This window comes from Roseobacter sp. FCG-D35, assembly GCF_033436665.1.
Classification (GTDB): domain Bacteria; phylum Pseudomonadota; class Alphaproteobacteria; order Rhodobacterales; family Rhodobacteraceae; genus JAWQFO01.
The window spans coordinates 1-13,935 of the sequence record NZ_JAWQFO010000017.1 but is presented as its reverse complement, the minus strand read 5'-3'; the positions used below and the strand labels follow the sequence as shown (position 1 = coordinate 13,935).

Below are 13,935 nucleotides of genomic sequence, written 5' to 3'. Positions count from 1 at the left end.
CCCTTGGCCTTCGAAGCTCAGGCGGCGTAAATGAGAACCCGGGGCGGCATCAAATCGTGACAGGTCCAGACAGCCCCAGCGCCGATAACTCTGACAGTCGTGGCAAGCTCGCCATGCCCGCCGTGATCTGCCTGAACCTCCGTGAACTCAGCGCCTTCTTCGCTGAGTTCGTGTTTGAGGGAAACGGCAGCGAGATTGCCCAGCTTGGGAAGAATGATTTCATTTGCCATAATGCGTAAATCCGTTTGCTTCCAAATACGAAAAGTCTTGCCCGCGGCGATGAACCCGTCAACCTGAAATGGAACTAGGTGCTCTTCGCTGGATCAAATACATGTTACGCAACGCCAGCGACGAATTCTGCCGCGGCGTAAGACTGGACCGAGGTGAGCGGTGGCCGTTGAACTCACTGCTGAGAAAATGTGAGGGGATCGGCACTGCCAGACTGAAACTCAAATGTTTCTTGGCTGCTAGTCCCGCATGAGGTCCGGGATAAGCCAGCGCGCGCCATGGACGCTCAGGTGATCATCGTCGCGATAAAGCGGGGTCCCGTCCAACTCGTCCCAGCAGCGCTGGGCGCAGAGCCTTTCCGGGGGGATGGCAGGCGGGCGCCATGGTCTGCCGCGACACGTTCCAGAATGGCGTTGGCGCGAGCCTGCCCCACCGCCATCTCCGTCCGGCTGGGGACCAGCGTCTCCGGCTCCTCGGCTCCGTAGCGCAGCACCATGTCCGGGCCTTCTGGTTTGAATTGCCTCTCAGAGCGCGTGGGAGACTCGCTGAAGGGCCGTAGAGGTTTCCAGAGGGATGAGATCAGCCAGAAGTGACAGGCCCCCTAGCGCACCGGCAGAAGTCGCTGACGCAGCCTGTCTCCGTGGCTCCCCTCGATAGCATTCGCCTTTGCCAGGCGTCATGAAGCTGCACCCGGCCGAACTACGCGGCCACCACTACCCGTTCTCTTCGGCAAGAGCCACTTTCGGAAGGCGATCAGGCAAAGCGTCGCGATAGAAAGTTCGACGATCAACGCACCGAATACGCTCGCTGAAGGCATGCCATCGACGACAAGCCCAATTATACGCCCGGTCGGAAAGCCAAGGAACACTGTCAGCGCAGCGACGATGGACACCTGGGTCAAGGGACTACGGAAGATACCGGCCAGCATGATCACGCCGAGAGCGGCAAGCCCTGCGGCCAGGGCGCGCAGCTCACTCAGGAGACTGGCATCGTCGCCGAGTTTGATGCCGTAGCTGGCGTAGAACGGGTGTGGCGCCAACAGGATGAAGGTTCCGATACCCAGCGCGGTGAGGCCGGAGAGGCAGAGCGCAGTCTTCTCGAGGAGGTTTGGTGCCATGATGAAATCCCTTTCGGTGGCGCGTTTGGTGTCACGCGGCGGCACTCCAGGCTCTCGAGCGAGCGGCCGTCCGGGCGAAGTCGGCGAAGTCGCGGGGGGCGCGGCCGAGTGCGCGCTTAACACCATCCGTCGTCGCGGCGTTGCGTCCGTCCAGCGTCTCGCGCGCGATGGCGGTGAAGACGTCGGCGACGAACGTGCCGCCTGCTTCGGCGATGTTCGCATGGAAGTCTTCGAAGCTGATCGGGATGTGACGGATCTCGCGCCCCGTGGCCTGGGAAAGTTCCGCTGCCATGTCGGCGAAGGTCATCAGCCGTGGACCGGTGACCTCGTAAAGTTCGCCCTTGTGCCCGTCTTCGGTCAGCGCCGCGACCACGACATCGGCGATGTCGTCGATGTCGATGATGGGTTCTGCGATGTCGCCTCCGGGCATCGGCAGAACGCCGGCCAGGACCGCGTCGCGCAGGTAGCCTTCGGAGAAGTTCTGCGCGAACCAGGCGGCGCGGACGAGGGTGAAGTCGATGCCGGAGTTGCGCACGACCTCCTCGCCCAGCCGCGCGTGGTGTTCGCCCCGACCGGAGAGCAGCACGAGGTGCTCTACGTCCGCGTCCCGGGCCGTCTCGCAGAGCGACTCGAGCTTGTCGACGGCGCCCGGGAACGCGAGGTCCGGGAAGTAGGTGACGTAGGCCGCGCGAGCCCCGCGGAGGGCGGGCGCCCAGGTCACGGGCGAGTCCCAGTCGAAGGGTGCGGCCGAACTGCGCGCGCCGCGGCGGACTGGCAGCCCTTTCGCCTCGAGGCGGGTGGCAACGCGGTGCCCGGTCTTGCCGGTGGCGCCGATGACGAGGATGGGTCGGTCTTGCATGGGGTGTTTTCCTGGCTTCGGTTTCGATGACCCAGGAATGGGCGCCGCGCCACTTGCGGTATTGACCTGCGAGGCCAGCTCTTTGACCAATGCGGCCAAAGGGTCGTCAGCGGTGGGACAGCTCCTTGCGGAAGCTCGCGGGCGTCTTGTCCGTCCAGCGCTTGAACGCCCGGGTAAAGGCGCTCTGCTCGGAGAAGCCAGTCAGGAAAGCGATCTCGGCCAGCGAATGGCGATCGGCGCGCAGGAGCCCCTCGGCGAGGTCACGGCGGGTTTCCTCGGTGAGACCCTGAAAGCTCATCCCGTGTTCGGAGAGGCGTCGGCGGAAGGATCGCGCGCTGAGCCCGAGGCTGCGGGCGATCTCCATCATGTTTGGCGCGCCTTCGCTGAGGGACTGGGCGATGGCGGCCCGTGCCTGCCCGACGAGATCGGGCTCGCGCGCGATCTCTGACAGTTGCGCGTCGAGATGCGAGATGAGGTAGCGCGAAATCCCCTCGTCGCCGAGGATGTTCGGCCGGGCCAGCGTCTCGTGTGAGAACAGGATCGCGTCGAGCTCCGCGTCAAACCGCACCGGACAGCCGAACCAATCCTCATGCGCGGCGATGGAGCGCGGGGCGGCATGGCGGATCAGCACCTCCTCCGGCGCGAGCGGCTCGGAGCAGACCTGCCGCGCGATCGCAACGGTGCTCGCGAGCGTCGCCTCGTTCGAGAGCCGCAGGCCCAGCCGCCGCTCACCTGCGCGGTGCAGGATGAAGAGCGTGCCCCCCGGAGCCGGCCGCAGCTCGTATTCGACGACGCTGGTCCAGAGCCGGGCATAGCGCTCCACCCGCGCATAGGAAGCCCCCAGCGTCGTCGCCGCCTTGAAGGCCAGCCCCAACGCGCCATACTCGTCGAGCCGCATGGATGCGCCCGTGCGCACCGGAAGATCGGTCGCGTCGATCTGCGCGGCAATCCGTTCGAACATGTCGTAGTAGCGCTCGGCGGGGATCATCTGACGTGGATCCCACACACCCTCGGGATCGATCCCGACAGAAGCCAGCATCGCCGCCGCGTCGATACCCTCACCCGCCGCCGCGACCACCTTGCGTGCAAAGAGCGAGGTGACATAGCCCATGGAGCTCACTCTACGGCGCATGTCCCGACCGGCCAAGGTGGCACCGAGAGGCGCTACATGCTGCCGCCACCGGTCATGACCTTCGCCAGTTCACGACGCAGAAAGGCGGCGAGGGCGTCAACATGTGGCGGATTGCCTCTCCGCGCGTGCATCAGCAGGCTGATCTACGCCAAGCCAGCGACCCAGTCCGGCAACACGCGCCTCAGCCAGAGGGTCTGGACCGTGTGTGAGATCGTGTCGGAAAGGCCGAACGAGATCCCGCCATACGATTTGCCAGTGCTACCCCACATGCGGGCCTCTAGGCTCAATGTATCGACGTTCATCTTGGTCTCCCTTCGCTGGCTTGCAGGAAACTCTGCCCGGCGAGCGGGTCGACGGATACTCCACAGAATGGAGTATTCAGCTCGGGGTGTCTGAGGTAAGCTGACCAGAACACCGGAGACTGACATGAAGGGTTACGGCCAGTTTTGTCCCATCGCCAAGGCTGCGGAGATCTTCTGCGAACGCTGGACGGCGCTGGTCATCCGGAACCTCGGCGCCGGTGCGGAGCGGTTCAACGAAATCCACCGCGGCGTGCCACACATGTCGGCCACGCTGCTGAAGAAGCGCTTGCGCCAGTGGAGACGGAGGGGCTCGTCGAGCGCCGACGCAGCCTTTCTGGCAAGTCCTAGACCTATCACCTGACTGAGGCGGGAGCCGAGTTTCTACCCCTGGTCGGCGCGCTCGGGATCTGGGGGCAGCGGTGGACACGCCGGGAACTCGCGGAGGGCGAACTCGACCTTGGGCTGCTGATCTGGGGGCTGGAAAATTCCGTTGATCCCGCGGCCTTCGGTCCGAGCCGCCATGTCCTGCGCCTGAGCGTCTCCGACCAGCCCGAAAACAAGCTGCTCTACTGGTTCGTCTGCGAGGCAGGCAAGCTCGATCTCTGCGTGTCCGATCCGGGCGGCGCCACCGCTCTCTTCCTCGAAGCCACTCTGGCGGATCTGATCCGGCTCTATCGTGGCGACGTTGCGCTGGAGACCTCCATGGATGACGGGCGGCTCCGGGTCGATGGCGCGCCGAAGCACATCCGCCGACTCCGCCGCTGGTTCAATTTCGACAGGATGGCGCTGACGCCCGTGGCGGAGGATGGGCCGGCGAGGCGAACCGCATCGCTGCCCACGACATGTGCTCCTACGCCGCAAGGGCGTATCGTCCCCGATGCGCGGAACAAGCGAAGACGGCCGGAACGTGATCGAGTTCGGCGCGACTTCTAACTGAACCTGAAATCGCTCCTCCGAAGAGTTCGCCAGTTCCGGAGGTCCGCGCCGGGATTCGTCGCACATCGGCACTGCGGTTTTCGCGGGTGGCTATGACTCATTGTCATCTGAGAGGCGATCATGGTGCCCTGCGGCATGCCAATGAGCCCGGGCCTTGATTGCCAATAAGCGACCACTTGCACTCTCGCTCGCTGGGCTCTTGCCATGGTGGTTAATGCTCTAGGCTGAGGCCAACGGACCCCGAGAGGGGCCAAAATTCGAAAGGGCAGAGCTCAATGACGGACGATTATTTTTCCGGTGCCGGTGGCCGCTCGCACCTTGGCGCGGGCTCGCGCATCACGGGAGAAATCTATATTCCCGGCACCGTTGAGTTGCCCGGCTGCGTCAAGGCCCGGGTCGAGGCGTCGGCGATCGTGATCGAGGAAGCGGGCGAAGTCGAAGGTGAGCTCCGCGCCGCCAGCGTCACCATCAAGGGCCGCTTCGACGGCGAGATAACCGGCGGCAAGGTCGCCTTGCAGGCAAGTGCACAGGTGACCGGGGAGAAATCACCTACGAGATCCTGAGCATCGAGAGCAGCGCGCGAATTGAGGCGAAATGCAGATCCAAATCTTTCGACAAAGACGCAAAGCCAGTTGATCGGGTCATTGAGTCGGTCGAGAAAGAACCCAGCAGCACGCGGACTACCGCCATCTGCCCCGGAGCAGCGAATGGCCGCTCTGATGATCTGACTGCCGCGAGGGACATCGCGTTGAATGGCGGCAGAGGGCCGTTCAAGTGAACGGATGTGTGGCCGCAGGCGTGGTGCATCTGGTTCCGGATCTGTATCCTTCGTTTGATCAGGCGCTTTGATCTCTACTGGCTGGAAACGGAGACGACCTGTGATTTGAACATCCTGCGCAGCACCACCGCCGGCACAACGAAGGCGAAAAGGAGGGCTCCGAACAGGATCGCGCCATCCGGCGCCCCGCTCCGGTCGAAAATCCAACCGGCGATCGGCGGGCACGCCGCCATGATGATGTAATAGACGGTGAAAAAGACGCCCATGCCGAAGGCGCGTCGTTCGGGCGCTACCGCCTCACCCGCCAGCGCCATGAAGATCCCGGCCGGCGCCATGCCGACAAGACCGAAGAGCAGGCTGGCCGCCAACCCCGCGCCCGGCACACTGAGCAGCATCAACGCCAGCACCGCGCCCGCTATGCAGGCGGTCAGGATCGTCTGACGCCGTCCGAACCGGTCCGCGATCTGCCCACCGGCCGCTCCCGAGAAGATCATGAGCCAGCTTCCGACGCTGATAACCGAGGCGCTCGCAAGGGCGCTCGTGCCGTGGCGCTCCAACATGGCCGGGCCAAAGCTCAGGTAGACCACGTAGCCCGCGTTGAAGGCCCCCCAGGCCATACCGGCCAGGAGGATCAAACCCCATTCGCGCGGCAAGAGGCCCCGGATGCTCCCCAAGGGGTGCGAGCGCAGGTCATTTGGCGCGCGATAGAGCGCGAACAAGGCAATTGTCGCAACGGCGCAATACGCGGAGGCGACGGCGAACGGCACGCGCCAGCCATAGAACTCGACCAGCCAGGCATGTCCGACCTGTCCCATGGCGATGCCGAAGGGCCAGCTCATCACAAGGATGCTCATCGCGGTTGCGATCTCGCGGCCTTCGAACCAGTCCGCGACCATCTTGGTGAAATAGAGGTTCGCAAACAGAAACCCGGCGCCAGCCAGCACGCGCCCCATTCCGACCAAGCCGGACGTCAAGGCCATCGCGGACAGCGCTCCGCCAAGTGCCAGCATCCCGAGCCCCAGACCTGCCAAGACATGATCCGACGCGAACCGGCCGGAGAAACCGGCCGGCATGGCGAGGAACAGGCCCGGCGCCATGAAGAGACCGATCATCAGCCCGATCTCCGCATGGTCGAGTCCGAACGCATCCGACAGCTCTGCACCCACCGCGCCCATGGTCTGGAACTGGAACCCCAGTCCGACGCGCGCGGCGAAGAGCAGGGCCAGGATGCGCCAGCGCATCAGGCCCAGCCCAGCTGCCGCAGCCCCTGCACGTCGTTCCAGATCTTGGTCATGTGCGCGATCCTGTCGCCTTCGAACCGCATGACATAGGCGTAGTCGGAGGCGCAGGACTTGCCGGTGGGCTCTCCTGGCCCGCCGGGACCGGTCTGGGTGCCGTGGAACACGGCCGTGGCGACCACCGTGCCCCGCTCAGTATCCGTGGCGAAGGCCGTCAGCTCATACTTGCCGTCCGGGATCGGGACGAGCAGGCCCTTCATCCATTCCGCATATCCTTCGAGCGTGGTCGTGTCCGCCAGCGCATCGGCCTGGGAGGAAAAGCTCGCGCCGTCGTGGCAGTAGGCCTTGCAGGCGTGCCAGCCACCGCCCGTTTCGCAGGCCTCGAAGAAATCACGTGCTGTCCGTCCGATATCCATCTGTTTGTCCTCCGCTCCAGATGGAAACAGAGTGTGCTCCGCAGATCGCGGAGGGAATCGGGCAGATGCAGTATTTCGTGCCGGAGTCCTGCTGTATTCTGCTACAGCATGTGCAGGATTGACCGAACACCCTTTGCGAACGCCATATTCCAAGGACCCGGCCGCGCCCGATGTCGCCAGAAGACCTGCTCAGCCCGCGCGAGATCGAGATCGCCAGCGCCTACGCGCAGGGCGACACCTACCAGGCGATCGCCGCGCGGCTGGGCATCGCGCCCTCGACCGTGCGCACGCATCTCGCCACGATCTACCGGAAACTGGAAGTCTCGTCGAAACTCGATCTGCATGCCCGGCTTGGTGGCGCGCTGCCTGACGCCGACATGCAGACCGACCATGCGGCGATCATCTCGGAACTGGCGCTGAACCTCGAGGAGGCGCTGCGCCGGGAAGCGACGCTGGCGGAGGTGCTGCGCATCATCAGCCGTTCGAAGGGCGACATCGATGCGGTGATGTCGGCGATCCTCGGTTTCGCCCTCGACCTCTGCGAGGCGGAGTTCGGCATCCTCTTCGACTATCACTGCGACGGGCACTTCGCTGCCAGCCATACGCGGGGCATCCCCAAGCCGTTCCGCGACTGGCTCGAAACCCAAGGTAGCTTCGCAGCCAGTCCGCGCACGGGTCTCGGCCGGCTGGCTGCGCACCACAGCGTCGTGAACATCTATGACGTGCGCGCCGAGGAGATCTTCCAGACCGACGATCCGCTGCGCCATGCAACCGCGATCCTTGGCGGCGCGCGGTCCTTCGTCGCGATCCCGATGATGTCGGGGGACCGGCTGGCCGGGGCCTTCACGATCTACCGGCAGAGTGTCAGGCTCTTCGGCGAGCAGGCCATCGCACTCGCTCAGATCTTTGCCGATCAATGCGTCATCGCACTGGACAATGCACGCATGTTCTCAGCCTTGCGGGATCGGGCGCCGCAGACCTGACATACGATCGGCATGCATCGTGGCGCCTTTGGGGTGCCATCCTTTGAGCAACCCCGCGGGAGAAGCGTCGATCGATCCCGCGCGGCGAAGGACACACTGGTCTCCTACTGCCGATCGCAGCAGTCGTGAGCATGCTGGGCAACCGGCGAATGGCAGCTTCTGCAAACCGAGATGTGGCAGATTATGCACGATGAATGGCTGCAAAGGGCCGTTTGCGACGACAGTGGCACGCCCTAGTGGTCATGCCCGCAGCGCCGCAGAAGTTACAGTGCGAGCATCTTCCATCCAGCTTCAGCGTCACAAGAATAGGTCTGCGCCTGGCTCCAGATCAGATCGCCTTCTGGTTCACGCGCTTCGACAGGTCGGCTGCGCTTTTCGCGTCGATGAGCGGTGTGCCGTCTTCTTTTGCCATCGGGCCCGGCGGCAGTTGGTCCAAAAGTCGAGCGCGGTCTCGCTCGGGCGGCAGAGACGCACACCTTTGAGCACGGAGACGATGGGGCGGTTGACCAGGCTCGGACGGTCCAGCATTGCGACGAGAATCGCCTCTATGCCGACCGACCGATCAATCAGGCCCAGATCTTCTGGCGGGCGATCTCGTCGTCCGTAATTCCGTGCAAGGCGTCAGATCGGTCGCGGCGAACAGGGCCAAAAGCTGCGGTCCGGTCAGCCGGTCCAGAGATACTCGATGACCATCGACGTCTCTCCTGAAAGTTCGATCATCGCCAGAAAGTTGCGCGTTGTTCCGAAACCGGGGGTTTGGTGAATGACGATGCTCATCACTCAACTTCCTCGGCGGGGAACCAGTGCTGCGTCCTGTTGGCGAAAGCGACGAGCGACAGCATCGTGGGCACTTCCACCAGCACGCCGACCACTGTTGCCAGCGCCGCTCCCGAACCGAGGCCGAACAGGCTGATCGCGACGGCAACGGCCAGTTCGAAGAAATTGGACGTGCCTATCAGTGCGCAGGGGGCGGCGACGTTGAACGGGATGCCCCAGGCCCGTGCCGCGCCGTAGGCCAAGAAAAAGATGCCGTAGGACTGGATCAGCAAGGGTACGGCAATCAGCGCGATGACGAGCGGTCGCTCGAGGATGATCTCGCCCTGAAAACCGAAGAGCAGAACAACCGTCATAAGCAGACCGATGATTGAAAATGGCTGCACGCGTGTCTTGAAGGCGTCGACCGCTGCCTCGCCATTCTTGCCCACGAGGCTTCGGCGCGTCAGATAGCCCGCAAGCAGCGGCAGCAGGACATAGAGACCAACCGACAGCAGGAGCGTGTTCCAAGGCACGACGATGTCCGTCACGCCCAGTAGCAGGGCCACGATCGGCGCGAAGGCGAAGACCATGATCACATCGTTCACGCTGACCTGCACGAGCGTGTAGGTCGGGTCGCCACGGGTCAGGTTCGACCAGACGAACACCATGGCCGTGCAGGGCGCCGCGCCCAGCAGGATCACGCCTGCCAGATAGGCTTGCGCGTCGTCCGGCGGGATCAGTCCGGCGAAGACATGGTTGAAGAACAAAACGCCGAGCGCCGCCATCGTGAATGGTTTGACCAGCCAGTTCACGACCAGTGTCACCACAAGTCCCTTCGGCTTGTCCCCAACGTGGATCAGAGAGGCGAAATCCACGCCGACCATCATCGGATAGACCATCGCCCAGATCAGGACCGCCACGGGCAAGTTGACCGATGCGACCTCCAGCGCCGCGAGCATGCCGAAGAGACCGGGAAAGACATTGCCGAGAAGCAGCCCGGCACCGATGGCCAGTGTCACCCAGACCGAGAGCCAGCGCTCGAAGGTGCCCAGTCCAGCGGCGATGGGAAATGAGGTGTCGGCCATGGCAGCGTCCTATTGTCGGGGGCAGGCAATCGCGTCGATGACGGGCTGACAGAGCTCGGGTCGGCCAGCACAGCAATCCTCCATCAGGAACGCCAGCAGGCCTCGCACACCGCCCATGTCAGCGAAGTAGCGGATACTACGACCTTCCCGCGCACTCCGAATCAAGCCAGAGCGCGCCAGGATCGACAAGTTGGCCGACATCGTGTTCTGGCGCACTTCGAGGGTTTCCCCGATGTCGCCAGCTGACATGCCAGCCTCCCCAGCCTTGATAAGCAGGCGGAACACGTCGAGCCTCGTGGGCTGGCTTAGCGCGGCAAAAGCCTCGAGAGCGAATTTCCTATCCATATATCGAGAAGTATTGATATGGATTAAGCCAGTCAAGCCCGGTTGTATCGCTATGCAGGAAGCTTAGCCTTGTCCCACAGCCGACCTCGGAAGGACACGATACTGCACAAGGGTGCGAACGACCGCTTCGGGGAAACCGGAACTCCGCTGGCTAACGAATCTACCGTCTCGCTGGTCGGACTCCTGAAAAAGTAACCGCTCTTGATCTTCATGGCCGATCGCTGCGAATGGTTCCCCTAACGCTGCACACAGAAATACGAACGTGTTGAAAAACTTCATTGGTCTGCTCCTCAAAATGCTGCTGAGAGTGGAGGAAGACCGCAACTGCCCGCCAGAAACGGGGAGTTAGGTTGACTATTGCCAACTCCAAGCGCGATCGAAGGTGCCAACGGACGAACGCTTCATACCACGTAAGGGTGTGTCGAACCAGCAAGCGGTTCCCAGTTGGCACGACCTTAAATGCTCCAGCGGACCAACCCGGTCGGCCTGGCGCTGAACAATCGGTTTCATTGTCGACGCGAAATACCTTTTTCCGTTGAGCGCCGACTAGCTCGAAAGGAAATCGAGGTGCGTCTTTTCAAAGGTCGGGGCCGAGGAATGGCCTGACGCATCGGGATCCGTAGACGGATATCGACGGGCATCCACGAAGTCCTAGTAAATCCATCGAAGTTCCATCCCGATGCGTCCTGAGGCCGGCACATCCCGGCATTCAATTCGACCTCTCCAGTCTACCGAAGCTAGCTGGGTTTCGCGCCTCCAACGATGGTCTGCCAGAAGAACCCGTTTTGAAACGCGAAGCAGAGCGTCAGTGCGCCCAGGTGTTCTTCGGACGTTGCCTGCATCAGGGCGCCGAAGCAGATCGAGCTCGACAGGAATGGGTAGACAAGGTCCCAGGCGTCCAGATCGAGCGCACCGGGCGTCTTGCCGGGGTTCTTCTTCTTGAACTCTCGCCGGTTCTCTATGGACAGGGACAGCATCCTCGCCAGCATTCCAAGAGCCATGACGCCAAACAGGATGAGCTCCCGAATGGGCGAACGTTCATACCAGGTCTCACTGCTCAACGTGACGTTGACCGATGCAAAGCCGACCACAAGCAACGCGACGCCAGCAATCCCAAGCAGGATGTTGCCGAGGCGGAAGCCGGACTCTCTGCCTCCGAACGTCTCGATAGACGCGCCGGCGCTCTGCTGTCGCAATGTCGCCGCGGCGAGCAGTGCTGCGAATCCGAAAAGCAGATACCAGTAGGTCACTGGAAGCGGGCTCGCTCAAAGAAGATCCGACCGTCGCCGACCGACCAATCGACGGGACGCTGCAGGTGGCCCTGCGCCTGTGCCCGGATCGTCACTTCGGAGGTCAGGTAAAACGAAAGCTCATCGAAGGTAATGATGCCGTTCCGGTTCTGGTCCGCGCGACCATCGAGACCTTCGATAAGCGTCCGTGTGAACACCCCGCCATTGAGCCAGAGGACTTCCTCGTCTTCGGTTCCCGCAACGATCATGGCCCGGTGCGGGTTCGTCAGGTCGAGCTTCAGCCGCTGCCAGCGCTGCGCGGCCGTCAAGCGCGCGCCGGTATCTTCCTTGTCACCCCCCATCATCTGCGGGACGAGCAGGCCCGAGGAGCAGGCGTCGATCAGCAACAAAGTGTGGTGCATGGTCGAGAGGTTGAAGTTGTGGTCGCGCAGCTCCGCAAGCCGGATGCCGGTCTTGAACGGAGACGCAGCATCGTAGTCGTAGGGAACGAGAATTCCCTCGTTCAGCTGTGCTGTAGCAGAGCCAGCCACGGTGCGTTCGATATGGGTGCCGTGACCGCCGAAATAGAACACCAGTCGGCTGAGGCTATCACCTTCTCCGGCGCCCCAGAAGCGCTCGAGTTCGTCTTCGATCCGCTCCTTGGTCGCATCTTTCCCGTAGAGTTCGACGATGTTTTCCTCGGGAAATCCGAGATCCTGCAGTCGCGTCGAGAGGGCCGCCGCGTTTCTCTCCATGAAGTCCAGCTTCACCATGTCGGACTTTTCCGGGTAATCGTCGATTGCGACCAGGATCGCGTGGCTGTCCTCGTAGTCGAGGGAAATGATGAAGGCCGCGTTGCCTTCGACCCAGATCTTCAGCCGCCTTCCCTTGGCTTCAATGTAGTTGATCTCCTGCTTCAATTTCTCCCAGAGCGTCGTTTCCGGGACACCGTCCGCGGATGCCAGCACCGCGTCGCCGTTGATGCGCACCTCCGATGCACCTGCAAGAAACGCGGTCAGGTCTGGATCGAGCGTTCGTTGCGGCGCAGCTTCCACCGGGGTCGACTGGTAGGCGCCAGGCACCAGCGTGATCTCTTCCAGAAGCGAGGAATGTGTCCAGGGGATCTGCTGGAAATTTGTCTCGATCGCGACCTGCCTGCGAAGACGCACCATTGCGATCTCCAGCGGCAGGCCCGGCACAGCGAGGTTGTCAGCGATAGCCTTCGCAAAGGGACTGTTCTTCCCTGCGCCGTCGAGAGAGACTTCGCCAGGGGCCGTGGCATAGGTGATGAGCGTGCCGGGGCGCGCCGTGATCCGCGCGAGACCGCCTTCGGCCGTGCCGACGGACCGCGTGGCGCTGGGGAACGGGTTGTTTCGACAGGCGTCGAGGAGGATGATGTTGTTCGAGCCGTTCTGCTCGATGAGGCTGAGGATCATGTTCAGATCCAGCAGTTCAATTGGCACATCATTCTCTGAGTTCACCTGAGCGTCTGTCGGTATCAGAAAATTCGAGCCGGTGATCTCCACCGCATGCCCGGCATAGTAAAAGGCCGTCAGCTCCGCGCCAGCCGTTCGTCTGACGAAGTTCTGCACCATCTCCAGCGTCTCGATCTTGTCGAGATCCATGCCCAGCCAGACCTTGAAGCCGATCTCTTCCAGGGTTTTCGCAACAAGACGGGCGTCGTTGACCGGGTTGAGGAGCGGCTGAACACTGTCGTATTCGGAGTTTCCGATGACCAGCGCGACCCTCTTGAAGGAAGAGCCTTCCGGGTCGGAAGCGTCAGAGGTAGCGCTTGTGTGTCGGTCGTCCGGAGCGGCAGGTGTCGCTTGGCTTGGCTCACTCCTTTCTTCGAAGGGTTCAAGCTGGATAGTTTCGCCCTCCGCGTTCGGCACTAGTGCGAGCCCTCGAAGAACGGCGTCGGACTGGGCGATAGCAGGCCAGGCCAGGATCGTGGCAAGCGCGAAGGCAAGGTTCCTGCAAATACATGCGGCCATCTGGAAAGTCCTTGAGTGGTGCGAAGAAATTCTACCACAGCACACAAGCCGCACAAACCAGCCTTGGGCGAGCGGTCAGATCGATGATTGAGAGGCCTGATTGTGGGCGTAGCTCTGTAGGTGGCTTGAACGCGAGCGCGCAATACTCGAGGGACGGCATGCATGTTGCAGCATGTTTACCTCGACGCACAATGCGTCAATGTTTGGCAAGGCAGACGTCAACATTGGCCTTGGTTTGGTAAACGTCGATGTCAACGTTGCGCATGATCTTGATGACTGGTTCTAGCTGAATGCCAATGCGGAGGCCCTTATTTTCATGGGCTTGAAGCGGAACGTTGACGGATCTTTGAGAAAGATCGTTTTTTTGGCAAGTGTGTGAAGGATCATGCTCTTTAGGAAGGTGTTCCAACAGGCTATGCCAGTTTCGCTCGGATGCAATTGACCGGCTTTGTTCGCCGCAGGACGGATTTGAGCAGCCCGATCTGACTGGTCCAAACCAATTGTTAGTGCATGTGCGGCCTTTGGGCTACCGGGATG

The 13,935-nt window shown here is 62.3% G+C and carries 17 protein-coding genes; 4 read left to right on the top strand and 13 right to left on the bottom strand.

Annotated elements, in window-relative coordinates; all coding sequences use genetic code 11:
* A partial coding sequence (locus tag R5H30_RS21690) for a hypothetical protein (RefSeq protein ID WP_318330860.1) occupies positions 1 to 239 on the top strand: 239 nt, incomplete at its 5' end.
* 228 nt (positions 240 to 467) lie between these two features.
* Here R5H30_RS21690 and R5H30_RS21820 read toward each other — a convergent pair.
* The 4 genes from R5H30_RS21820 to R5H30_RS21675 form a co-directional block, all read right to left on the bottom strand.
* A complete protein-coding gene (locus tag R5H30_RS21820; RefSeq protein ID WP_412105161.1) occupies positions 468 to 596 on the bottom strand; it encodes an SGNH hydrolase domain-containing protein in 129 nt (42 codons plus the stop codon).
* Between the two features lie 308 nt (positions 597 to 904).
* Positions 905 to 1,390, bottom strand: coding sequence for a DUF4345 domain-containing protein (locus tag R5H30_RS21685; RefSeq protein WP_318330859.1), 486 nt, complete (start codon positions 1,388 to 1,390; stop codon positions 905 to 907).
* A complete protein-coding gene (locus tag R5H30_RS21680) occupies positions 1,377 to 2,204 on the bottom strand; it encodes an NAD(P)H-binding protein (RefSeq protein WP_318330858.1) in 828 nt (275 codons plus the stop codon). The genes R5H30_RS21685 and R5H30_RS21680 overlap by 14 nt, the downstream gene beginning before the upstream one ends.
* 106 nt (positions 2,205 to 2,310) lie before the next feature.
* Entirely contained in the window at positions 2,311 to 3,315 is a 1,005-nt protein-coding gene (locus R5H30_RS21675) for an AraC family transcriptional regulator (protein ID WP_318330857.1), read from the bottom strand.
* A gap of 447 nt (positions 3,316 to 3,762) precedes the next feature.
* Here R5H30_RS21675 and R5H30_RS21670 point away from each other — a divergent pair, with 447 nt between their 5' ends.
* The gene (locus R5H30_RS21670) at positions 3,763 to 3,999 is read left to right on the top strand and encodes a winged helix-turn-helix transcriptional regulator (RefSeq protein WP_318330856.1); all 237 of its coding nucleotides are present in this window, start codon (positions 3,763 to 3,765) and stop codon (positions 3,997 to 3,999) included.
* 20 nt (positions 4,000 to 4,019) lie between these two features.
* Here the strand turns inward: R5H30_RS21670 and R5H30_RS21665 are convergent, their stop codons facing one another.
* The gene (locus R5H30_RS21665) at positions 4,020 to 4,382 is read right to left on the bottom strand and encodes a hypothetical protein (RefSeq protein ID WP_318330855.1); all 363 of its coding nucleotides are present in this window, start codon (positions 4,380 to 4,382) and stop codon (positions 4,020 to 4,022) included.
* Positions 4,383 to 4,849: 467 nt separating this feature from the next.
* On the opposite strand from R5H30_RS21665, the gene R5H30_RS21660 reads away from it, so the two are divergent.
* Positions 4,850 to 5,137, top strand: coding sequence for a bactofilin family protein (locus R5H30_RS21660; protein ID WP_318330854.1), 288 nt, complete (start codon positions 4,850 to 4,852; stop codon positions 5,135 to 5,137).
* 289 nt (positions 5,138 to 5,426) lie between these two features.
* Here R5H30_RS21660 and R5H30_RS21655 read toward each other — a convergent pair whose 3' ends face one another.
* Positions 5,427 to 6,593, bottom strand: a complete 1,167-nt coding sequence (locus R5H30_RS21655) for an MFS transporter (RefSeq protein WP_318330853.1) — start codon at positions 6,591 to 6,593, stop codon at positions 5,427 to 5,429.
* Positions 6,593 to 7,006 carry an ester cyclase gene (locus tag R5H30_RS21650; RefSeq protein WP_318330852.1) on the bottom strand — a complete coding sequence of 138 codons (414 nt, stop codon included), beginning with the start codon at positions 7,004 to 7,006 and terminating at the stop codon, positions 6,593 to 6,595. Before R5H30_RS21650 ends, R5H30_RS21655 begins: the two co-directional genes overlap by 1 nt.
* Positions 7,007 to 7,176: 170 nt before the next feature.
* On the opposite strand from R5H30_RS21650, the gene R5H30_RS21645 reads away from it, so the two are divergent.
* Positions 7,177 to 7,989, top strand: coding sequence for a LuxR C-terminal-related transcriptional regulator (locus tag R5H30_RS21645; RefSeq protein ID WP_318330851.1), 813 nt, complete (start codon positions 7,177 to 7,179; stop codon positions 7,987 to 7,989).
* A gap of 345 nt (positions 7,990 to 8,334) precedes the next feature.
* Here R5H30_RS21645 and R5H30_RS21825 read toward each other — a convergent pair whose 3' ends face one another.
* The 6 genes from R5H30_RS21825 to R5H30_RS21615 form a co-directional block, all read right to left on the bottom strand.
* On the bottom strand, positions 8,335 to 8,529 hold the full coding sequence (locus R5H30_RS21825) for an ArsC/Spx/MgsR family protein (RefSeq protein ID WP_507028655.1): 195 nt from the start codon (positions 8,527 to 8,529) through the stop codon (positions 8,335 to 8,337).
* A 236-nt stretch (positions 8,530 to 8,765) separates the two neighbouring features.
* Positions 8,766 to 9,830, bottom strand: coding sequence for an ACR3 family arsenite efflux transporter (gene arsB, locus R5H30_RS21635; RefSeq protein WP_318330850.1), 1,065 nt, complete (start codon positions 9,828 to 9,830; stop codon positions 8,766 to 8,768).
* Between the two features lie 9 nt (positions 9,831 to 9,839).
* Positions 9,840 to 10,175 carry an ArsR/SmtB family transcription factor gene (locus R5H30_RS21630; protein ID WP_318330849.1) on the bottom strand — a complete coding sequence of 112 codons (336 nt, stop codon included), beginning with the start codon at positions 10,173 to 10,175 and terminating at the stop codon, positions 9,840 to 9,842.
* A 737-nt stretch (positions 10,176 to 10,912) separates the two neighbouring features.
* The gene (locus R5H30_RS21625) at positions 10,913 to 11,425 is read right to left on the bottom strand and encodes a hypothetical protein (RefSeq protein WP_318330848.1); all 513 of its coding nucleotides are present in this window, start codon (positions 11,423 to 11,425) and stop codon (positions 10,913 to 10,915) included.
* Positions 11,422 to 13,398, bottom strand: coding sequence for a caspase family protein (locus R5H30_RS21620; RefSeq protein WP_318330847.1), 1,977 nt, complete (start codon positions 13,396 to 13,398; stop codon positions 11,422 to 11,424). Before R5H30_RS21620 ends, R5H30_RS21625 begins: the two co-directional genes overlap by 4 nt.
* A 282-nt stretch (positions 13,399 to 13,680) precedes the next feature.
* Positions 13,681 to 13,935 (bottom strand): hypothetical protein (locus R5H30_RS21615; RefSeq protein ID WP_318330846.1); only part of this gene is annotated, 255 nt, incomplete at its 5' end.

Coding starts and splice junctions, on each gene's coding strand:
- R5H30_RS21680 (WP_318330858.1), bottom strand. CDS start 2,204: ATGCAAGACCGACCCATCCTCGTCATCGGCGCCACCGGCAAGACCGGG.
- arsB (WP_318330850.1), bottom strand. CDS start 9,830: ATGGCCGACACCTCATTTCCCATCGCCGCTGGACTGGGCACCTTCGAG.
- R5H30_RS21655 (WP_318330853.1), bottom strand. CDS start 6,593: ATGCGCTGGCGCATCCTGGCCCTGCTCTTCGCCGCGCGCGTCGGACTG.
- R5H30_RS21660 (WP_318330854.1), top strand. CDS start 4,850: ATGACGGACGATTATTTTTCCGGTGCCGGTGGCCGCTCGCACCTTGGC.
- R5H30_RS21670 (WP_318330856.1), top strand. CDS start 3,763: ATGAAGGGTTACGGCCAGTTTTGTCCCATCGCCAAGGCTGCGGAGATC.
- R5H30_RS21675 (WP_318330857.1), bottom strand. CDS start 3,315: ATGGGCTATGTCACCTCGCTCTTTGCACGCAAGGTGGTCGCGGCGGCG.
- R5H30_RS21650 (WP_318330852.1), bottom strand. CDS start 7,006: ATGGATATCGGACGGACAGCACGTGATTTCTTCGAGGCCTGCGAAACG.
- R5H30_RS21630 (WP_318330849.1), bottom strand. CDS start 10,175: ATGGATAGGAAATTCGCTCTCGAGGCTTTTGCCGCGCTAAGCCAGCCC.
- R5H30_RS21645 (WP_318330851.1), top strand. CDS start 7,177: ATGTCGCCAGAAGACCTGCTCAGCCCGCGCGAGATCGAGATCGCCAGC.
- R5H30_RS21620 (WP_318330847.1), bottom strand. CDS start 13,398: ATGGCCGCATGTATTTGCAGGAACCTTGCCTTCGCGCTTGCCACGATC.